Below are 22,572 nucleotides of genomic sequence, written 5' to 3'. Positions count from 1 at the left end.
ATGAAAAATACATATGTACGTTTTATATGTAGTAATATCCTATTTGTTTTGCTTACAATTAGTTGTACTAAAGAAATAAGTGTTGATGTTACTCACGAAACACAGACCATCATTTTTGGAACCATTTCTAACGAAACTGCTCCAGTAGTAATACATGTTCAACAATCTGTTCCATTACAAAGCTCATCTACTTCTAAACCTGTAAATGATGCTTTACTATCCTTATTTACTAAAGATAATTTGGGTAATACAAGTTTAATTACAAATGATTTTGCAATTAATAATGGAGTATATACATCTAATGAGCCTATAATAACAACCATTGGAAACTCTTATTGGATAGAAGTTGAGTTAAATGATGGAACTGTGTTTACATCAAAAGAAGAAGTGCTAAAACCTGTAGTTGTGGTTAATGATATACAAATTAAAAATGAAGATATTCTGGAAATAGAATTTAGTGACCCTGAAGATGATACTAATTTTTATAAGTTCACTATAGAGTTACTTCAGAATGGGCAGGTTGTTTCTTCTAATTTATCGCAATCTAATGATGTAGTATTTGATGGGAAAGAGAATGCTACCGTTGAAATTGATTTGTTTGAGTTTCAGGACGAAGATGATGAGATAGAAATTCAATATGATGAAATACGAGTTGCCTTTTGTAATATTAATTTTAGCTCCTATCAATTTTATTTAAATCAAGATTTGCAATTAGAAGCAAATGATAGTGAAGGTTCTGGAGATCCTAGTCAGTTATTTGCTACACCACCCGTAAATCTGTTAGGAAATATCACCAATTTAAAGACTAATGAGATAGCTCTGGGTAATTTTACTGTAAATTCTATAAGTAATGTAAATCAGGCTATTAGTAATTAAAAAAGTCCAGATAGAAGCATTCGGACTTTTCTTGAGTTACACAAGCTAGGGTAAATATGTCATTTAAATGTTTAGTAATTATAAACAATAAATTTTTAGAATTATGAAAATTAAAAAACACCATTTTATAGTACTGTTTATTATTTCGATAAGCCTTTTGGCTTGTAATAATGATGATGATAGTGCGATTGCTTCAGATGATTTAGGAATCTTCAAATCTATAAACGATACTACAGCCGAAATGAACGGGGTTATAACTGGAAATACACCAGCACATTTTGATAACCTAGTTGCAAAGTACCCTAATCTTAAAAAAATACAAATGCTTGATTGCCCAGGCTCTGAGGATGATGAGGCCAATCTTAGAGTGTCAAAAAAAATGCATGATATGGGCATAGAGTTTCATTTATTTTCAAATTCAATCATAGCATCGGGTGCTGTAGATATGTATGTTGGAGGATCAAAAAGAACTCGAGAAATGGGGAGTCGGATAGGTGTGCATTCGTGGGGAGCGGGACCTGGAGAACCAATAGCAACTTCATATCCCGTTGGTCATGCGGTACATCTACCCTATATAAATTATTATACATCTGTAGGGTTTACACAGCAGGAAGCAGAAGATTTTTACTACTTCACGATTAATGCAGCTCCAGCAGAAGATGTGCATTGGATGACAGATGAAGAAATAACCCAATATAAAATTGTAAAAAATTAGAGTTATGAAAAATTATATTAGAACACTTAGTATACTATTGGTAAGTACTTTGTTAAGTTACTGTGCAGCTTGTTCAAAGGACGATGATGCATCGACGTTATCAACAATAGGAACAATTGATCCTGGAAATGATCCTAATTTTAAAATTGTAGAAAATACAGATACAGGTTTTACTGGTTTTAATAGAAAAGTAGAGGTGTTTGATATACCTATTTATGCTGTGGCGGCTGTAGAGGATGTAAAATTATTACATGCAGCGAATGTGATGGCTCAATATTTAGATAATGATGAAGATGGAGTAATAGACAATCAAGCAGTAGTGACAGCTATGAAAAATAACAATGCGTTTTTGTTTTTATGGAAAAATGAATCGGATCTAGAAACATTAGAACCTCCATCAAATGCAGAAGGACAAGATTTAGGAAATGATGAAACGATTCCTGGTTGGCATACTAATGGGCATACAGGGCGATTTGATGCCGCTCTAGAAGAAGTGTTACATATTATTACACATACAGGGTATGCAAGTGCTTATCCAGAAGTTTTTGGAGAGCATGTAGGTACAGATCTTGCTAATGCCATGGATATTGCTAGAGGAGGTCAGTTTACAACGATACCCAACCCATATCCAGATGAAGCTTGGTACACATATGATGATACGACCTGTGATTATAATTGTATGACTACAGAATATATATATTGGTCGTTGACTTCAATGCTAGGAGCACAAGAAAATAGACTTAATGAGATCAATCAAGAATGGAGGTTAAATACAAGAACGTTAGTAGAAAATACAGATACAGCTGTCTACGCTTTATTAACAGACACACAATATAAGTTCCCTGTAGTATTGCCTGATGGTTCATATAAGCAATAATTATTATCTCGATGTAACATTTTAACTTAAAAGGTAAACACTAGAATGATGGCTGGTTTATATCTCATTATTGAATTTTTTTAATGATTTATAAAATTTAAGCGAGATCAAAAGGGATATTAAGAACCTTTAAAAATTCATTTCTAATATTGGGTTCAATAAATTTTCCTCCATATTCTATAGTACTAGTAAAACTACTTTTATCTTTAATACCTCTTGAGGAAACACAGAGATGTTTTGCCTGGATTGCAACAATTACATCCTTAGTTCCTAAGGTTTGTTGCAAATCTTTTAGAATTTGTAGGCAAAGCCTCTCTTGTACCTGAGGACGGTGCGCATAATAATCAACTAATCTGTTGATTTTAGATAATCCAATTACCTTGCCTTTAGGAATGTACCCTACGTGGGCAGTGCCAACTATTGGAAGAAAATGATGTTCGCAAGCTGATTGGATCGCTATGTTTTGCTCGACTAACATCTTGTTGTAGTTATATTTATTTTCAAAAATGGAAGTTTTTGGGCGATTTTTAGGATTTAAACCATAAAAGAGTTCTTTTACATACATTTTTGCTACTCTGTAAGGAGTTCCCGAAAGACTATCATCTGTTAAATCTAATCCTAAATCTTTCATGATCTCTGAAAAATGATGTTCTATGCTTTTGATTTTATCCTTATCTGATTTTTTAAAAGCATCCTTTCTTAAAGGAGTTTCTACGCTGTTAGAAATGTGAGAATCTCCTATCAATTCTATAGTATCTTTGTTCTTCATAAAAAAAAATCAAATTAGTTTTTGCAACATTTTTCATCTTTACAGCTACAATATTTTAGATTATAATAATGTAAGATGACTAAAAACAATGTAATTGGATAAATGATAATTTCTGACAAACTAAGTATTTCGAATTTTTCATTCATGATAATAATTAGTAATAGAGACCAGCTTATCCAAAAAGCATATTTTATTTTTGGTTTAGAAGTAGTTTTGGTAGTTCTGTGAATTGCGATAAAAGAGATCGCCAGAAAAACAAAATCTAATGACTTCCACCAAAGAGGATGTATATCTTTAAACACGTTAGATCCTGTATGAGCTATAAAAAGAAAAGGAGTAACCAAACAATGTAGTAAACATAATCCGCTTGCTGCAATTCCTAAAGTATCTGGTTTACTTCGTAGATGTACTATATTCAAAATAAAATGTATTTATTTAATGGAGCAAATATACTATTAATTTAATAAAAGCAACTTTGTTGCATTAATAAAATTTAATAACTTTTTTTATAAGTATGTGTTCAATTTAGTTCTTCTTATTTTCGGCAGCGTAGATATGAAACCGTTAGTTGGAGAGCTGGCGGTTTGACTTTATTTATGTTTATTATAAAATCCAATGACCAAAAATTGAATTTCTTGAATAGTAAATACTTCTAAATTGGGAATATGTAGTGTGTTAGGTCGACAAGTTACTTCGTTCGATATCTGACATTCACAATGTATATGATTATGAATTTTATGAGATGTTCAGAACTATCATAAAGGCATAATAAGTTTTACAGTTTTAGTCAGTTATATAATGAACTTCTCATTTTTTCTGTAAATCAATCTAAGATCCTGTAATAAAAAAACCCGAACAAATGTTCGGGTTTTTAAGGTGGTGCCTCCAGGAATCGAACCAGGGACACAAGGATTTTCAGTCCTTTGCTCTACCAACTGAGCTAAGGCACCTTGCTGTAAGCGGATGCAAATATAGAACGCTTTTTTTAATCCTCAAAAGAAAAAATTAAAAAAATCGTTTTGTATTTTTGCACACTTATCAATAAGGATATGAAATAAGCCTTGCTATCGAAGTTAATGTCCACATAAAAAGAATGTTGGCAAAATCTAACTAACTATTGAAAAAAACTCAAATAAATGAATCTGGTTATTGATGTAGGAAATACTTCTATAAAGATCGGAGTTTTTGAAAAAACTTCAATTATTCATAAGAAGACACTAAAATCAGAAGATTTCTCTGAGGTTGTTCGAAAAATAGAAAAAGAATATCCTTTAGTGGATAGCGCAATACTATCTTCGGTTTCCAATATGAAAAATGAAGATGTACGTTTTATAAAAAGTTTATTTCATACAATGATCTTGGATCATACAGTACCAATGCCCTTTAAAAATTTATATAGTACTCCTACAACACTTGGTGTAGATAGGTTAGCATTGGTGGCAGGAGCAGTTCATCAATTTCCTTTAAGAGATGTATTAATAATAGATGCAGGAACTTGTATTACATATGATTTTAAAAATAGGGAAGAAGAATATTTAGGCGGAGCAATCGCGCCAGGTTTAAGATTGCGATATGCTAGTCTACATAGTTATACATCAAAACTGCCATTACTCGAATTAAAATCACCAGAACATTATATCGGAAATAGTACAAATGAGGCAATACATTCTGGAATTGTGCAAGGTGTTTTATACGAAATTGAGGGTGCAATTGCAGAATATTGCAACACTTATCCCAATTTAACAGTTATTTTAACCGGAGGAGATGCACATTTTTTGTCTAAAAGATTAAAAAATAGCATATTTGCCACCTCTAATTTTTTGTTGGAGGGACTAAATCACATTTTAGCTTTTAATAATAGTCAATGATAAAGAAGATTTTATTAGTCATTCTGGTAATAGTTACCAGTGTATCTTATGCTCAGGAAGGAACTTCTTCTCCTTACTCTTTTTATGGAGTAGGACTACAGAAGTTTAAAGGAACAGTAGAAAATAGGTCGATGGGGGGATTGAGTATACTTACAGACAGTATTCACGTAAATCTTCAAAATCCAGCAGCTTATGGAGAATTACGATTAACAACTTATACAATAGGTGCTAATTATAATGGGTTGAATTTGGACAACGCAGCAGGAGACGATTCATATAAAGATAATGCATCTTTGGATTATTTAGCAATTGGTATCCCAGCTGGTAAATTTGGTTTTGGTTTTGGAGTGATCCCGATTAGTGCCGTAGGATATCAAACCAATTCTTTTAATAGTGATGGATCTGAAAGCCAGTTTTATGGAACAGGTGGTCTCAATAGAGTATTCGTATCAACAGGGTTCAAAGTTAACGAGAATTTAAGTGTTGGTGTTGATTTTAATTATAACTTTGGAAATATTGAGAATAAAGCTATTTTGAGAAGATCAGAATTGCAATTTGATACTAGAGAGATCAATAATTCTAATTTATCTGGAGTTAGTTTGTCTTTTGGTATAGCTTATAAAAGAATGCTAACTGATAAGTTAGAATTATCTACATCAATTGTATCTACTCCTTCATTCAAACTAGCATCCGAAAATACCTTAGAACTAGCAACAGTAGAAATATTATCTAATGGAGCTGAACGAGTTTTAGAGCGACAAGATGTAGCTGTAGCAGATAGAGATTTAGATCTTCCTGCCGAGTTTAAATTTGGAGGAGGAATAGGAGAACCTAAAAAATGGTTTGTTGGAGCAGAGTATACATATCTTAATGCAAAAAAGTTTGATAATAGATCATTTACTGCAGACAATGTAGCTTATGAAAATGCATCAAAAGTAAAATTAGGAGGATACTATATCCCTAATTATAACTCTCTTACAAGCTACCTTAATAGGATTGTATACCGAGCAGGAGTAAGGTATGAAGAAACTGGTTTAAATATTAATGGACAATCAATAGATGAGTTTGGCATATCTTTTGGAGTAGGATTACCAGTTGGCAACTTATTCTCTAATGTTAATGTAGGTTTTGAGTTCGGTACACGAGGTACTACAGACGTTGGATTAGTAAAAGAAGAATTTTTTAATTTATCATTAAGTTTGTCACTAAATGATAGATGGTTTAGAAAAGTGAAATTTAATTAACTACAATTATACAGCTATGAATACTAGAGTTTTATATACAATAGCAGCAGGATTAGTTTTAAGCGCTAGCAGTGTTAGTGCTCAGGCTACAGACTGTGCGACAACGGCATCAATAGCCTATGAGCATGCTAAGGTAAAGAATTATGAAGCCGCAGAAGAACCTTTATGGAAAGTAAGAAAAGAATGTCCTACGCACAGTGTGGCTACTTTTCAGTTTGGAAAAAAATTGCTTGAGAGTAAATATAAAAAAGCAACTGGAGCAGAAAAGACAGCCCTTGCTAACGAATTAATTACTTTATGGAAAGAGCGTCTTCAGTATTTTCCTGCTAAAACTAAGGTTGGAGATATGCATTCTGATATAGGTCAGATTATGTATGACAACAAAATGGGAACCAAAGAGAATCAGTTCGCAGAATTTCATAAGGCATATACCGAAGATAAAGTTAACTTTAAGAGACCTAAGAAATTATATACATATTTCTCTTTGTTAGTAGATTTACAAGCTTCAGGTAAAAAAGGAGTTCAAGATGTATTTGATTTGTATGATGATATTACAGAGAAAATAGAAGAAGAAGAAAGTAAGAAAGCGAAAACAATTTCAGAACTTTCTGAAAAAGAAGAATCTGGAGGAAGTTTGACTTCTAAAGAAAAGAGAAACCTTAAAAATGCTGGTATAAACCTTAGAGCATTTAGTAAAGTAAAAGGAGGGATTAATCAAAAACTTGGTGAACTAGCAGATTGTAAAAACCTGATACCATTATATAACGGTCAGTTTGAAGATAAAAAAACAGATGTTAATTGGTTAAAAGGAGCAGCTAGTAGAATGTCTGCAAAAGATTGTACAAGTGACCCATTATTCTTTAAATTGGTAGAAGCGCTAAATACAGCAGAACCTTCTGCAAAAACAACATACTATTTAGGATTGTTGGCTATGAAGGATAATAAGGTAACAAAAGCAAGACAGTATTTTGATAAGTCTGCACAATTAGAAACAAAAGCGAGTGATAAAGCTAAAGTATACTTTAAAATAGGAGAGATACTTAAGAAACAAGGTAGCTATGGTAAAGCTAGATCATATTATAAAAAAGCATTAGCAAACAAACCTTCTTTGGGTACAGCTTATTTAAGGATAGCTACTATGGTTGCTAAAAGTGCTAATAGTTGTGGAACTGATGTTTTTAGTAAAAGAGCAGTGTATTGGTTAGCTGAGAACTATGCTAGAAGAGCTGGGAAAATAGATCCTAGTTTAAAGAAAACAGCAGCAGCAGCAGCAGCAAATTATAAAGCTAAAGCACCATCAAAAACTGATGTTTTCAATAACCCTGGAGTTACTACAGTAAAAATAGGATGTTGGATAGGTGAAACGGTAAAAGTACCGAAGCTATAATGCAAAAAAAGAATATACATATATTATTAAACTTTGTCACAGTATTTGCTGTGACATTGTTTTTTTCATGTCAATCAAATAGCTCGAAAACAGATAATTATGGTGTTTTGGAAGACGCTCCTATTGCAGAAGGTTATGAAATCAACTTAAAATATACTGACTCTGGAAGACTTACTGCAATTCTTAAAACTTCTAAAGTTTTGGATTTTACCAATAAGACTTTTGGGTATCAGGAATTTCCAGAAGGAATTGTTCTTGATATCATTGATAAAGACGGTAAGGTAAGTGTGGTTAAATCCAATTATGCAATCTATTATAAACAAACAGGGCTTATTGATATGAGAGGTGATGTAGATATAAAGACTGCAGATAGTACCCATCTGATGGCTAAACAATTATATTGGGATCAGAGTATAAATTGGGTGTTTACCGATCAACCCTATAAAAGTTATCTTCCAGATGGGACGGTAAATGATGCAGATGGTTTTGATGCTAATCAGGATTTTACTATATTGAATTCTCGGGTAAATGAAGGAATAATGTTCATCGAGGAATAATTTTATATGATGAAAATTTTTAAATTTTTTGAGTTTGCTTATCTAGCAATTATGTGTTTCTTCATATATCAGGCGTATGAAGAATGGGGTAAGCAGGATAGCCGAAGTATTTTATACTTGTGTTTTGCAGGAGTAGCGATTTTTATGTTTTTCTTCAAAAGAAATTTTCGGAAAAGATTTAATGCCAATAATAAGGATAGTTAATGGAGTTACACATTCTAGTAATTGTACTTTCTGTAATTCTTTCTGCGTTTTTTTCGGGTATGGAAATCGCATATATTTCTTCTAACAAAATTCATATCGAAATAGAAAAAAAGCAGGGAGGATTTCTTGCTAACATTCTTTCAAGATTAACCAAAAAACCATCAAAATTTATTGCGACTATGCTGGTAGGTAATAATATTGCCCTAGTTGTGTATGGATTTTATATGGGTGATTTATTAGTTGGGGTTTTAGAGGGATACTACCCTAATATGGCAGGTAGTATTAATTTATTATTTCGTACTATTATTTCTACATTAGTCATATTACTTACTGCCGAGTTTCTTCCTAAAGTATTTTTTCAGGTGTACGCTAATACACTTCTAAAGTTTTTTTCGTTTCCAGCATATGTTTTTTATATCATATTTTGGCCAATTTCTCTTTTTGTCATTTGGATATCTGATTTTGTACTTAAGAGATTTCTAAAAACAGATGGAGATGAAGTTCAATTGGCTTTTTCGAAAACCGAATTAGGAGATTATATAAATGAACAGATGGAAACGGTAGAAGAACATGATGAAATTGATAGTGAAATTCAGATTTTTCAGAATGCGTTGGATTTTTCAGATGTAAAATCAAGAGAGGTTATGATTCCTCGTACCGAAATAATCGCTATAGAAAAATCACAATCCCTCGAAGAAGTGAGTCAACTTTTTATTGATACAGGATTATCTAAGATATTAGTATATAAAGGAACCATTGATGATATTATTGGGTATGTACACTCTTTTGAATTATTCAAAAAACCAAAATCAATACGATCTATATTGCTTCCAGTGGTTTTTGTTCCAGAAACCATGTATGTAAAAGATGTACTGGATCTATTGACTAAAAAACATAAAAGTATAGCGGTAGTTCTTGATGAATATGGAGGTACAAGTGGAATTATTACTGTAGAAGATATTGTAGAAGAGCTTTTCGGGGAAATTGAGGATGAGCATGATTCAATAGATCTTATTGAAGATAAAATAGGAGAAAATCATTACCGTTTTTCGGCAAGAATGGAAGTAGATTATATAAACGAAACGTATAAATTAAATCTTCCAGAAAGTGAATATTATGAAACCCTTGGAGGAATGATAGTCAACCATACAGAGGAGATTCCAGAACAAGGCGATGTTTTTGATATTAATTCATTTACTATTAATATCATAGAAACTTCTAATACTAAGATTGAAATTGTAGAGCTTACCGTAATTTCAGAAGCTTGATGATGTAATTTCAATAATTTTTAGAATAGAATTATTGATTAACTTGTTCTTCTAAAAAGTTAATCAGATATGCTAATGAATCTAAAAACAGGCCTTCGTACAAATGTAATTTATTTTGTTATGTGTTATACTGCAATTTTGATCCTTGATCTTATTTGCGGTAGTATAGAAGAATTAGGTTTACTTAGGTACATTACAAAACCTTCAGTAATAGGATCGTTAATTGTTTTTTTGATACTGAACCGTTCAAAATTGAAAAAGGAGGTGTTTAGATTGATGGTATTAGCATTGTTCTTTTCGTTATTAGGAGATATTCTTTTGTTATTTGATAAAATTCATTCGTTGTTTTTTATAGGAGGACTCGTTTCGTTTTTAAGTGCACATGTGTTGTATGTATTGGTTTTTGCGAAAAAAAGAAATCCTAATAAAAGAAATTTGATATTCCTGATAATAACTTTGTGTTATGGAGTTTTGTTGTTTTTTTATTTAAAAGATGGATTAGCAGAACTCCTTATTCCTGTAATAATATACATGATAGTTATTTTAACCATGTCCAATATGTCATACCTCAGAGAGGGAAAGGTTTCTGTACATAGTTATCAGCTTGTTTTTGTAGGGTCGTTGTTTTTTATGCTTTCAGATAGTTTGTTAGCAATTAATATGTTTTACAAACCATTGTATCTGGGAAATATTTTGATAATGAGTACATATGCGATAGCACAATTGCTAATAGTATATGGTGTTTTAAATCAAGGAGATAAGGTGTAAAATTTAATAGTTATACCATTGTAAAAACGATCCAGAATATGCGTAGAAATAAAAAGCAAAAAAAGTTGTAAAGACTTTCCTTCTTTAATTGGTAATATTCTAATAAAATGGTATTTTCGCCCACTATATTTGAATAAATTATACTAACAATGGCAGTTTTAAATAAAATCAGACAACGATCCGTTTTCTTAATTGTGATTATCGCATTAGCGCTTTTCTCGTTTGTATTAGCGGATTTGATTAGGAATGGAGGAGCTATTTCTCAAAAAGCAGCAAATACTATTGCTACTATAAATGGGAAAGATATTGACAGAACTGATTTTGCAAGAAAAGTTGAAGCAGCGTCAAGAAATTTTGGACCAAATGGATCTAGTATTCAAGCTGTAAACTATGTTTGGAATCAGGAAGTGAGACAAATAGTTTTTAATGAGCAATTCGAAGAATTAGGAATTAGAGCAGGTGCAGATGAAGTAAACGAACTATTAGAAGAAGGATTAGCGAGTAACCCAACTTTCCTAAATGAAGCAGGAGTTTTTGATAAGGCAAAGATGAATGAATATGTTGCTAGTATTAAAGGAAATCCAGTAGCTTATCAACAATGGAAGGATTATAAGATTTCTTTAGGTAAAAATGCTTTGGAGAAAACATATTTGAATATGATCAAAGCTGGAGTAGGTGTTACGCTTAAAGAAGGTGAGCTGGCTTATAAAATGGAGAATGATGTAGTGGATATAAAATATGTTCAACTTCCGTTTGCTGGAATTGAAGATACTGAAGTAACTGTATCCGATGCAGAGATCCAGGCATATGTTGATAAACATCCAGAATTATATAAGGCTGAAGCTTCAAGAAACTTGCGTTATGTATTCTTTAAAGAAGAACCAAGTAAAGAAGACGAAGACGAACTAATGGCAGAAGTTACTAAAGCGGTAGCGGCATTTAAAACTGCTGAAAATGCTGAAGAATTTGTGAATGTAGATCAAAAATCTGCTTTAAAATACAATGACCGTTTTGTGTTTAAAAAAGATTTGCCAACATCTGTTGCAGATACATTATATAATGTTCCTGTAGGAGAAGTTTTTGGCCCATATAGAGATGGACAATACATCAAAATATCTAAAGTAATTGGTCAAAGACAATTACCTGATTCTCTAAAAGCAAGTCATATTCTTGTTTCTTGGAAAGGATTAGGAACTGCAGGAGATACAGAACGTACAAAAGAAGAAGCAAAAGTACTTGCGGATAGTATACTTAATGTAGTTAAAGCGGATAAAACTAAGTTTTTAACATTGGCGAAAGATTTTTCTGCAGATAAATCTAACAATGAAAAAGGAGGTGATTTAGGATATTTTGCTCCAGGAAGAATGGTTCCTGCCTTTAATGATTTTTGTGTGGATAACAAAACAGGAGATATGGGAGTAGTTGAGACTGCTTTTGGATATCACGTAATCACAATCGAAGATCAAAAGAATGAGCAAAAGGCAATAAAAGTAGCTACTGTTGCTCAAGAAATTGAAGCAAGTGAAAAAACGATAAATACAATTTTTACCGAGACTACGAAATTTCAGATTGCTACAAAAGATGCTGATTTTGCTGAAAAAGCAAAAGAGAATGAGTACGTTGTACGTCCAGTAAACAAGATTAGCGAATTAGCAGAAAATGTTACTGGTTTAGGTTCTCAGAGAGCTATCGTACAATGGGCTTTTAATGAAGATTCTAAGGTTGGAGATGTAAAACGTTTTGAAGTTGCTGATGGATATGCTGTTGTGCAATTAACTGCAAAGGCTTCCAAAGGAACACAGAAAGTTGCAGATGCTAGCCTTTCTGTAAAACCAATTCTGATTAAAGAAAAGAAAGCAGCAATACTTAAAAATAAAATAGCTGGAAGTACGCTAGAGGATATTGCAAAGAATCAATCTCAAACTGTTAAAGCAGCATCTGCGTTAAATATGAAAACACCTACTATTGCAGGTGCAGGAACTGAGCCTAAAGTGGTTGGTGCAGCATTTGCATTAGAAAACGGTAAGATCTCTGAAGCTATTGTAGGTAATAATGGAGTGTATGTTATCGAAGTAGTAAAGAATACGGCAGCAGATGGTTTAGAATCGTATAAAAGCTATGCGGCGCAAGGTTCTAAAACGCAAGCTGGCGCAGTAAATTCTAGAGTGTTTAATGCGCTTAAAGAAGCAGCCGAAATAGAAGATAAAAGAGGTAATTTCTACTAATGTAATTAGGTAGTATTATTTCAGAAAAGCATAAAAAAAACCTGAAGAATATTCTTCAGGTTTTTTTTATGCTTAATAAGTTGTTTTTATTTAGTTTCTGACCTTTTGTTCCCACTTCCAGGCAGATGATAATGCTTCATCCAGGCTACTTTTTGATTTCCAACCTAGTTCATTATTAGCTTTATCTGTATTCGCATAAGCGGCAGTAATGTCGCCTTCTCTTCTTTCAACAATTTTGTAATTTAATTTTCGACTCGATACTTTCTCAAAAGATTGTATAACTTCTAGTACAGAACTTCCTGTTCCAGTTCCTACATTGAATACTTCATAATTGGATGAGTTATTTCCATTAAGAAGACGCTGTAATGCTACTACGTGAGCTTTTGCTAAATCTACTACATGAATATAGTCCCTGATACAAGTACCATCTTCAGTAGGATAATCATCTCCAAAAACAGAAAGTTGTTCTCTAAGGCCAATTGCAGTTTGCGTAATGAATGGAATCAGGTTTTGAGGAACCCCAATTGGTAATTCACCAATTTCTGCAGATGGGTGCGCACCAATGGGATTAAAATATCGCAATGCAATCGCATTTAGATTGGATTGTACTTTGCACGTGTCGCGAATAATTTCTTCTCCAATTTGTTTTGTATTTCCATAAGGAGATTCGGCAACTTTTACAGGAGCATTCTCTGTAATAGGTAACTCATCTGCCTGCCCATATACGGTACAAGAAGAGCTAAAAATAAAGTTGGTTTTATTCTTTTTCTGCAGTTCTTGTAGTATGTAGATTAGTACACTAATGTTATTCTCATAATAAAGCAATGGTTCTTCTACACTCTCACCAACCGCTTTTGATGCTGCAAAATGAATAACGCCTTCAATATCCGTATGACGATTAAAAAAATCTTGAACCTTATCTTTTTCTCTCAGATCAAATTGCTCAAAAATAGGTTGTTGTCCCGTGATGCCATGAATACCCTTTAGGACATCGGTAGAGGAGTTAGAGCAGTTATCTATAATAACAACCTCATATCCTTCATTTTGTAATTCTACTACGGTATGTGAGCCTATAAACCCTAAACCGCCAGTTACTAATATTTTCATTTTTACTTTTTAAGAGTTCCTTGGTATAAGGTTGTAAAGTTAATAATACCTGATTTAACTGGAAACAGATAAAAGAATAAGTTTTAAGTAATTGTCAGAAAATCAAATGATTCAGAATCTTGATTTTACGCAATTTCATGTTCATAATATGTAGAAGCATCTTGTACTAACAAATCGAGATATTGGTTTTCTTTTTCCAAACGTTGTTCATCCCAACCCAAATACTTTATTAAATCTTCCTGAACCATAGAACGATATTGGCGCACACTATTAATGTCAAAGTATAGTCTTCCGGTTCTTCGTACAAAAAAATCAGCTAAGCTATTAATCATCTCATGATGAACTCCATACCATACTTCTGATCTAATCAACTTTTCTTCAATAGAATCATTTAAAAAATAGTTCACTTTATTGATAATAGCATTTGCCTGTTTACCATAGGTAGTTGCTAGGTACCAACCATAATGTTCATCCTGTATACCGATATCTTTAAGTTGTTGGGTAACTTCTTCCATGTATTGATCTACTTCCTGTGTATCTTTTAAAGGGTCACTTGTTAAGGGTATAGTTTGAGTATGTGATTTTAAAAATTGTTCTCTTTTTTTGTTACTCATGGTTTTTAAGACAGCATCAATAACACGTTGCGCCATTTTACGATATCCCGTAAGTTTGCCTCCAGCAATAGAGATCAATCCAGTTTTAGAAATAAAAATTTCGTCCTTTCTTGATAATTCAGAAGGATCTTTACCATCTTCATGGATTAGTGGCCTTAATCCAGCCCAATTAGATTCAATATCTTCTAGAGTGAGGTGTACAGTAGGGAACATGTTATTTACTGCATCCAATAGATAAGAGGCGTCATCTTGGGTTGCAACTACACGATTTAAATTAGAGCTGTAATTGGTATCTGTTGTGCCTACATAAGTAGCTCTGCCTCTTGGGATAGCAAAAATCATTCTCCCATCAGGAACATCAAAATACACAGATTGTGTAAGCGGGAAACGTTCTCTTGAAAATACAATGTGAACTCCTTTGGTTAGATGTAAGTGCTTACTATTCATAGAATGATCCTTTTCTCGTAACAAATCTACCCAAGGACCTGCTGCAGAAACATAATTTCGGGATTTTATAACAAACCTTTTTTGAGAATTATGATCTAAACATTCAAGACTTTTTATTTTTCCTTCTTCATTGTAATTAAAAGTTGTCATTTCGCAATAACTGATAATATCTGCTCCGTAAGATGCAGCCTTTTTTAGAAGTTCTATAGTAAGTCTTGCATCATCAGTTCTGTATTCTGCATAATATCCACCTCCAGTAAGCTTGGTCTTATTTAATAAAGGTTCTTTATAGATAGTTTCTTCTATACTCAACATCTTACGTTTATCATCTCCTTCTACATTAGCTAAAAAATCATATACTTTTAATCCAATAGCAGTCATCATTTTGCCATAAGTACCTCCTTCAATAAGAGGCAATAACATCTTCTCAGGAACTACCAGATGAGGAGCAAGTTTATGTACCATAGCACGTTCGCTTCCAGATTCTTTAACTAATGCAATTTCCATTTGTTTTAGATATCGCAATCCACCATGGATAAGTTTTGTGGATTTGTTACTTGTTCCTGACGCAAAATCATTTTTTTCTACAAGGCATACTTTTAGTCCTCTGGATGCGGCATCTAATGCAATACCTGCTCCAGTAACACCGCCGCCAATAATGATTAGGTCATATTTAGTCATTTGAGCACGCCGTAATTGTCTATCCCGATCTAAAATAGAAAACCGAATTGGTCCTTCTTCTTTAACAGAAAGCATTGATGCGTTTACAGTCTTTGTGCGTGCTACAGCTTCTTGCCATCCGCTATACTTTCTGTTGCGCTGATGTTCAGTAATTTGTGGTTTGAATTTGGTGTCAATAACTCTAATTTTTGAAATATCTTTTTTGGTCCAAACCCCAGCTTTTATTCCTGCTAAGAGTGCAGCTCCAAGTGCTGTTACTTCTAACATTTTAGGGCGATCTACTTCTACATTAAGGATGTCTGCCTGAAATTGCATTAAATAATTATTAGCAGATGCTCCACCATCTACTTTAAGCTCTTTCATGAGTTTACCACTGTCTTCTACCATGGCATCCAGTACATCTCGGGTTTGATATGCTAAAGCATCTACAGTAGCTTTTATGATTTCGTTTTTTCCAGAATCAAGTGTCAATCCGTAAATCGCTCCTTTAGCATTCATGTCCCAATGAGGTGCTCCCAAACCTGCAAAAGCTGGAACTACATATAAATCTTCAGGAGAGGATGTAGAAACACAGATACGTTCGGTTTCTGATGCTTTGGTGATTACCTGTAACTTGTCTCGCAACCATTGTACTGATGCACCACCGACAAAAACACTACCTTCTAAAGCATATTTGATGTTATCATCAGGTAAACTACAGCATAAGGTAGTTAATAAACCATTTTTGGATTGATAGGCTTTCTTTCCTGTGTTTAATAGCAGAAAACAACCTGTTCCATATGTGTTTTTTGCAATTCCTGCTTTGTAACCTCCTTGTCCAAATAAGGAAGCTTGCTGATCACCAGCAACTCCATATATTGGGATTTCATTTCCTTGATACGAAATACTGCCAAAATCAGATGAAGAATGTTGAACTTTAGGAAGCATGCTCTTAGGGATATTTAGGGCCGTTAATAATGTTTCATCCCATTTCAGTGTTATAATATTGTACAATAAGGTTCTGGAAGCATTAGAGTGATCTGTCACATGCTTTGCTCCGTTTGTAAATTTCCAGATAAGCCAGGTGTCAATAGTCCCGAATAGTAGTTCTCCTTTTTCTGCCTTTTCTCTTGCACCACTAACATTATCCAGTATCCATTTTAATTTTGTGCCAGAAAAGTAAGAATCAATCACAAGCCCAGTGTTTTCAGAAACATAATCTTCCAGATCCATGGCTTTTAAATGGTCACATATTTTTGATGTTCTTTTGTCTAACCAAACAATTGCGTTATAAATGGGCTCTCCAGTATTTTTATCCCAGACAACGGTCGTTTCTCTTTGATTGGTAATACCAATCCCAGCTATTTCATCAATGGATAATTTTGATTCAGATAGTACCTCTTCAAAAACTTCTTGCTGATGTTTAAAAATTTCAAGAGGATCATGCTCTACCCATCCCGATTTAGGATAATGTTGGGTTAATTCTTTTTGAGATATACCACAAATAGTACCATTATTATCAAAAATGATAGCTCTGGTACTTGTTGTTCCTTGATCAAATGCTATAATATATTTTGTATCCATCAGAAAATATTTGACTTTATTTCTTTATGCTTAATGATCTTATAGTTTCCTTAAAAAAGAATGTTTTTTTTAACAATACTGATCATTTATTTATAAATATCTAAATTATTAACACAATAGAAAAGATAATTACTAATTAAAAAAAATGTAATCGTTTGTATTATTTTTTATGTATTAGAATGATCATTTCCATTAATTTTTTGAACGAATAATATGATCTTGTATGTTTTAGATGATGGATGGAATTAGCTTTTATTTACAATAGTTATAATAACAGAAGTATGTTAACTATAACAGATAGAGTAATTTGGTAAAAGCAAAAGGAAGAAGTTAATATAAAGGAGTTGATTGCTTTTTTAGAATGATTACGGTAGACTCATCAATCGTTGGATAACGTAATGATATAGTATAATTTTCTGTCAAGGTTATAAGATCTACTATGCTCAAACATCATAATAGGATATGATGAAATCTTTCTGTTAATCTACAGCAAAGTAGTATAGTTGAGTACATAACAAAAACAATTAGAAAACAAAAGATGAAAAACACTACACGCAGTAGCTCAAGAATTAAAGAATCTTTGCGACCTCTTGGTTTACAAACTCTAGAAATCGTTCGTCTTTTTCAGTAAAAGGATCTGGTGTTTCAGAATCGATATCGATTTGTCCGATGTTTTCATCATTTTTAAATAATGGAACTACTATTTCAGACTTAACCGTAAAGCTACAAGCAATGTAGTTGTCTTGAGCTTGTACATCAGGAACAACAAAGTTTTCGTTAGATAAAGCTACTTGACCACAGATTCCTTTTCCAAAGGGAATAATAACATGATCAGTTTCTTCTCCAACATAGGTTCTAAGTTTTAATTCATCCTTATCACCGTTCTTAAAGTAAAAACCAACCCAATCATAATATTCAATAGAATCCTTAAGTAATTGACAAACTTGATGCAGTCTATCGGTAACCGAAGTACCTTCGTTTGTTAATATGTCAATAACTTGGGGTTTTAAGTCGTCAAATAGCATTCTTTACAATTTTTCGGCAAAAATATCTAAAATATTTAAAAAAGACGGTTTTTTCGAATGGTATTGTTTTGTTAAAAAAGTCTCATGAAAATGTAAAAAAATATAGTTTCTATAAATATTATGTACTTTTGTGGGGATATGAAATTGGTTTTTCAAAAAATAACATCGATGATATTAGGATGTCTGGTATTGTTTTCTACACTATCTTTTACTGTAGAAAAGCACTACTGTGGTAGATTTTTAGTGGATGTTGCGATATTTTCTAAAGCCAAAGATTGTGGGATGGAAATGAATACCCATGCCGAAGACCAAGAGTTACAAGTGAAGAAAAAATCTTGTTGTAAAGATGAAATTATTATTCTTGAAGGTCAGGATGAGCTTAAAACTTCTTTAGATCAGTTTGATCAGTTTCATCAAACATTTATTACAACTTTTATCTACTCTTATATAGATCTCTTTTCTCTGCGAAAAGAGAAGAATATTGTTCCCAAAGAGTATGCTCCTCCAGAACTGGTGGCAGACATACATATCTTATATGAGACTTTCCTGATTTGATGTAGCCTATTATTATTGTTTAACAGTATAACTTTATATGAGTTGTAATTGTTAAAAATGCTATTGGATCATTTATTTGAATCCAATGGACTTCAATTAATAATATGCTAAATAGTATGATTATGCTCAATAAAAGCATCAAATTTTTAATAGAAAACAAACTTGTAGCGGTATTGCTACTATTGATTTTTGTGGGTTGGGGATTGATTAATGCTCCTTTTCGATGGAGTCAAGATTTGTTGCCCAGTAACCCTGTTGCTGTAGATGCCATTCCAGATATTGGAGAGAATCAACAGATTGTTTTTACGAAATGGGCGGGAAGATCTCCACAAGATATTGACGACCAAATCACCTATCCTTTAACTACATCTTTGCTTGGAATTCCAGGAGTTAAAACAATACGTAGCTCTTCGATGTTTGGGTTCTCCAGTATTTATATAATTTTTGAAGAAGACATAGAATTCTATTGGAGTCGTAGCCGAATTTTAGAAAAACTAAATTCCTTGCCAAACCAATTGTTGCCTGATGATGTAAAACCTACATTAGGTCCTGATGCTACGGGATTAGGTCAAATTTTTTGGTACACACTAGAAGGAAGAGATGAGAACGGAAATGTGACTGGTGGTTGGGACTTACAAGAATTAAGAAGTATTCAGGATTATTATGTTAAATATGGATTATCATCTGCAAAAGGAGTATCCGAAGTAGCATCAATTGGAGGATATGTACAAGAATATCAAGTAGATGTGAATCCCGAATTAATGAAGCAATACAACATAGGGTTACATAATGTTGTAAAAGCTGTAAAGGAGAGTAATCAGGATATTGGAGCACAAACCTTAGAAATTAACCATGCAGAATATCTGGTTCGTGGTTTGGGTTATATTAAATCCATTACCGATATAGAAAACGCAGTGGTTAGTTCTGAAGAATATACTGCGATAAAAATAAAAGATATAGCGAATGTTTCTTTGGGACCAGCAACCAGAAGAGGTATTCTTGATAAAGAAGGCGCAGAAGTTGTTGGAGGTGTTGTAGTTGCACGATATGGAGCAAACCCCTTAGAGGTAATCACGAGCGTAAAAGATAAGATTAAGGAATTAGCTACAGGATTGCCTTCTAAAGTTCTAAATGATGGACGAACATCGCAGCTTACTATTGTTCCTTTTTACGACAGGACAGAATTGATTCAGGAAACTTTAGGGACTTTGAATGAGGCATTAACTCTAGAAATGATGATTACTATTCTTGTGATCATAATTATGGTCTTTAATCTTAGGATCTCTGTTTTAATTTCTGGATTATTACCCGTTGCAGTTTTAATGGTTTTCATCGCTATGAAAATTTTTGAAGTAGAAGCGAATATCGTAGCGTTATCTGGTATAGCCATCGCAATAGGCACAATGGTGGATGTTGGTGTTATACTTTCAGAAAATATTATCCGACACCTTGATACTAATGATGATAAATTACCAGTAAACACTGTAGTTTATAATGCTACTACAGAAGTTTCTGGAGCTATATTGACTGCTGTATTAACTACCATAGTAAGTTTTATTCCAGTATTTACAATGATTGGAGCAGAAGGCAAACTTTTTCGTCCATTGGCTTTTACCAAAACGATGGCTCTTACAGCTTCTATTATTATTGCGTTGTTTTTAATTCCTCCTTTTGCCGCACATTTGTTTAGAAAACGTACAATAAGAAAAACGGCGAGTTATGTGATTCATATAATTATTATCATATCTGGGATCTTAGCAGTTTTTTATGGATTCGCTTTGGGTTTGATTCTAATCGCTTTTGGTGTTACTCCTATATTACAGCATAGAGGAATATGTTCTAAGAAGCAAGCAAGTTTGGTTAATAATGTTATTTCTGGAATCGTTATTGTTTTTCTTCTTGCAGAATATTGGAGACCATTAGGAACGGACAAAAATATTTTCTGGAACCTGATTTTTGTTGGGTTTATTTGTTTCGCATTGTTAGGAATATTCAATTTGTTCAGAAGATATTATGTTCGAATATTAAATTGGGCGCTACGCAATAAATTATTGTTTCTTTCATTGCCAACAACAATTGTGATTGCTGGTTTATGTATTATGAATAATATCGGTAAAGAGTTCATGCCTGCTCTCAATGAAGGATCATTTCTGTTGATGCCAACTTCGCTTCCACATTCGGGAGTAGAAGAAAATAAACGAGTACTTCAGCAATTAGATATGGCCGTTGCTACAATTCCTGAAGTAAAAACTGTAGTTGGTAAAGCAGGAAGAACAGAATCGGCTTTGGATCCTGCTCCATTATCAATGTATGAAAATGTAATTCTATATAAACCAGAATACGCATTGAATAGCTATGGAAAACGTCAACGTTTCAAAGTAAATAAGGAAGGTTTATTTCAATTGAAAAACGGAAATTTTGTAACAAATGCTAAAGCAAACATAAAAGAGTTAATTCCAGACAAGGATGGTGAGTATTATAGAAATTGGCGTCCAAAAATTAAATCTCCTGATGATATCTGGAAAGAGATAGTGAAAGTAACAAAGCTTCCTGGAGTAACATCTGCTCCAAAACTACAACCTATCGAAACTAGATTGATTATGCTGCAAACGGGTATGCGAGCGCCTATGGGAATCAAAATAAAAGGCCCAGATTTAAAATCGATCGAAGCTTTCGGGTTGCAATTAGAGGATGTGTTAAAACAAGTAGAAGGTGTTAAAACTGAAGCAGTTTTTGCCGATAGAATTGTTGGGAAACCATATTTATTAATTGATATTGACAGGGATCGAATAGCACGTTATGGAGTGTCTGTTGCACAAGTTCAAGAAGTACTGCAAGTTGCTTTAGGAGGAATGATGCTAACGCAAACAGTAGAAGGAAGAGAGCGTTATGGAATTAGAGTGCGTTATCCTCGTGAATTACGAGCAAATCCCGATGATATTAAAAACGTTTATGTTCCAACAACAAAAGGAAGCCCTATTCCCTTAAGTGAATTGGTTACGATTAGGTATGAGCAAGGACCACAAGTGATCAAAAGCGAAGATACTTTTCTAGTAGGATATGTGCTTTTTGATAAATTAGATAACTATGCAGAAATAGATGTAGTCGAAAAGGCTCAGGAGCTAATTGAACAAAAAATCAAGATAGGAGATGTAAAGACTCCAAAGGGAGTTAACTATCAGTTTACAGGGACTTATGAGCATCAATTAAGAGCAGAGAAAACACTTTCTTTCGTAATACCATTAGCGTTACTTATCATATTTTTGATATTATATTTGCAATTTAAATCGGTTGCTACTTCTTTAATGGTTTTTACAGGGATTGCAGTGGCGTTCGCAGGCGGATTTATATTGATATGGTTCTATGGTCAGGATTGGTTTTTGAATATCACCATGTTTGGAGGAAATCTTAGAGATTTATTTCAAATACAAACTATTAACCTTAGTGTTGCTGTTTGGGTTGGTTTTATTGCATTATTTGGTATCGCAACAGACGATGGAGTGGTTATGGCAACGTATTTAACACAAAGTTTTAAGAAAAATCAACCAAAAACATTAGTAGATGTCAGAGCTGCTGTAGTGCAAGCAGGCGAAAAACGTATACGCCCTTGTTTAATGACTACAGCAACAACGATTTTGGCATTACTTCCTATATTAACATCAACTGGAAAAGGAAGTGATATTATGATACCAATGGCAATACCAAGTTTTGGAGGAATGCTCGTTGCATTGATTACATTATTTGTGGTGCCAATATTGTTTAGTTGGAAAGAAGAGTTTGGATTAAGAAAAGAAGATAAAAAATAAAGAAAGATAGATATAA

General features: G+C 33.1%; 17 protein-coding genes and 1 tRNA gene. 12 read left to right on the top strand and 6 right to left on the bottom strand.

Annotation, left to right across the window (positions count from 1 at the left end):
- The 3 genes from QBK95_RS19915 to QBK95_RS19905 all read left to right on the top strand — a co-directional run bounded on the left by QBK95_RS19915 (position 1) and on the right by QBK95_RS19905 (position 2,468).
- Positions 1 to 876 carry a DUF4249 family protein gene (locus QBK95_RS19915; protein ID WP_280936314.1) on the top strand — a complete coding sequence of 292 codons (876 nt, stop codon included), beginning with the start codon at positions 1 to 3 and terminating at the stop codon, positions 874 to 876.
- Positions 877 to 979: 103 nt separating this feature from the next.
- Positions 980 to 1,591 (top strand): hypothetical protein, encoded by a 612-nt coding sequence (locus tag QBK95_RS19910; RefSeq protein ID WP_280936313.1) that lies wholly within the window; start codon positions 980 to 982, stop codon positions 1,589 to 1,591.
- Positions 1,592 to 1,595: 4 nt separating this feature from the next.
- Positions 1,596 to 2,468 carry a hypothetical protein gene (locus QBK95_RS19905; RefSeq protein ID WP_280936312.1) on the top strand — a complete coding sequence of 291 codons (873 nt, stop codon included), beginning with the start codon at positions 1,596 to 1,598 and terminating at the stop codon, positions 2,466 to 2,468.
- Between the two features lie 97 nt (positions 2,469 to 2,565).
- Here the strand turns inward: QBK95_RS19905 and folE are convergent, their stop codons facing one another.
- The 3 genes from folE to QBK95_RS19890 form a co-directional block, all read right to left on the bottom strand.
- A complete protein-coding gene (folE, locus tag QBK95_RS19900; RefSeq protein ID WP_280936311.1) occupies positions 2,566 to 3,237 on the bottom strand; it encodes a GTP cyclohydrolase I FolE in 672 nt (223 codons plus the stop codon).
- A gap of 14 nt (positions 3,238 to 3,251) precedes the next feature.
- Entirely contained in the window at positions 3,252 to 3,656 is a 405-nt protein-coding gene (locus QBK95_RS19895; RefSeq protein WP_280936310.1) for a MerC domain-containing protein, read from the bottom strand.
- 458 nt (positions 3,657 to 4,114) lie between these two features.
- Positions 4,115 to 4,187 (bottom strand) — tRNA-Phe (locus QBK95_RS19890).
- A gap of 186 nt (positions 4,188 to 4,373) precedes the next feature.
- Here QBK95_RS19890 and QBK95_RS19885 point away from each other — a divergent pair.
- The 7 genes from QBK95_RS19885 (at position 4,374) to QBK95_RS19855 (ending at position 12,758) form a co-directional block, all read left to right on the top strand.
- A complete protein-coding gene (locus tag QBK95_RS19885) occupies positions 4,374 to 5,105 on the top strand; it encodes a type III pantothenate kinase (RefSeq protein ID WP_280936309.1) in 732 nt (243 codons plus the stop codon).
- A complete protein-coding gene (gene bamG / locus QBK95_RS19880) occupies positions 5,102 to 6,349 on the top strand; it encodes a BamG family beta-barrel-assembly machinery protein (RefSeq protein WP_280936308.1) in 1,248 nt (415 codons plus the stop codon). Before QBK95_RS19885 ends, bamG begins: the two co-directional genes overlap by 4 nt.
- A gap of 16 nt (positions 6,350 to 6,365) precedes the next feature.
- Complete coding sequence (locus QBK95_RS19875) at positions 6,366 to 7,736, top strand: tetratricopeptide repeat protein (protein ID WP_280936307.1); 1,371 nt, start codon at positions 6,366 to 6,368, stop codon at positions 7,734 to 7,736.
- The gene (lptC, locus tag QBK95_RS19870) at positions 7,736 to 8,293 is read left to right on the top strand and encodes an LPS export ABC transporter periplasmic protein LptC (protein ID WP_280936306.1); all 558 of its coding nucleotides are present in this window, start codon (positions 7,736 to 7,738) and stop codon (positions 8,291 to 8,293) included. The genes QBK95_RS19875 and lptC overlap by 1 nt, the downstream gene beginning before the upstream one ends.
- A gap of 203 nt (positions 8,294 to 8,496) precedes the next feature.
- Positions 8,497 to 9,765, top strand: a complete 1,269-nt coding sequence (locus QBK95_RS19865) for a hemolysin family protein (RefSeq protein WP_280936305.1) — start codon at positions 8,497 to 8,499, stop codon at positions 9,763 to 9,765.
- A gap of 75 nt (positions 9,766 to 9,840) precedes the next feature.
- Positions 9,841 to 10,533: a lysoplasmalogenase gene (locus QBK95_RS19860; RefSeq protein ID WP_280936304.1), complete on the top strand. Its 693-nt coding sequence runs from the start codon at positions 9,841 to 9,843 to the stop codon at positions 10,531 to 10,533.
- Between the two features lie 149 nt (positions 10,534 to 10,682).
- Entirely contained in the window at positions 10,683 to 12,758 is a 2,076-nt protein-coding gene (locus QBK95_RS19855; RefSeq protein WP_280936303.1) for a peptidylprolyl isomerase, read from the top strand.
- Positions 12,759 to 12,848: 90 nt separating this feature from the next.
- On the opposite strand, the gene galE is transcribed toward QBK95_RS19855, so the two are convergent.
- The 3 genes from galE to QBK95_RS19840 form a co-directional block, all read right to left on the bottom strand.
- Entirely contained in the window at positions 12,849 to 13,865 is a 1,017-nt protein-coding gene (gene galE / locus QBK95_RS19850) for a UDP-glucose 4-epimerase GalE (RefSeq protein WP_280936302.1), read from the bottom strand.
- Between the two features lie 125 nt (positions 13,866 to 13,990).
- On the bottom strand, positions 13,991 to 17,170 hold the full coding sequence (gene glpK, locus QBK95_RS19845) for a glycerol kinase GlpK (protein ID WP_280936301.1): 3,180 nt from the start codon (positions 17,168 to 17,170) through the stop codon (positions 13,991 to 13,993).
- Positions 17,171 to 17,739: 569 nt separating this feature from the next.
- Entirely contained in the window at positions 17,740 to 18,195 is a 456-nt protein-coding gene (locus tag QBK95_RS19840; RefSeq protein ID WP_280936300.1) for an XrtF-associated fRMsr-like GAF protein, read from the bottom strand.
- A 120-nt stretch (positions 18,196 to 18,315) separates the two neighbouring features.
- On the opposite strand from QBK95_RS19840, the gene QBK95_RS19835 reads away from it, so the two are divergent.
- Both QBK95_RS19835 and QBK95_RS19830 read left to right on the top strand, forming a co-directional pair.
- A complete protein-coding gene (locus QBK95_RS19835) occupies positions 18,316 to 18,750 on the top strand; it encodes an HYC_CC_PP family protein (RefSeq protein ID WP_445012639.1) in 435 nt (144 codons plus the stop codon).
- A 122-nt stretch (positions 18,751 to 18,872) separates the two neighbouring features.
- Positions 18,873 to 22,556 (top strand): efflux RND transporter permease subunit, encoded by a 3,684-nt coding sequence (locus QBK95_RS19830; RefSeq protein ID WP_280936298.1) that lies wholly within the window; start codon positions 18,873 to 18,875, stop codon positions 22,554 to 22,556.
- Positions 22,557 to 22,572 lie beyond the last annotated feature (16 nt).

The sequence above is a fragment of the Aquimarina mycalae genome, assembly GCF_029906345.1.
GTDB lineage: Bacteria > Bacteroidota > Bacteroidia > Flavobacteriales > Flavobacteriaceae > Aquimarina.
The sequence above is the reverse complement of the archived record's forward strand: the minus strand, read 5'-3'. Positions and strand labels throughout refer to the sequence as shown.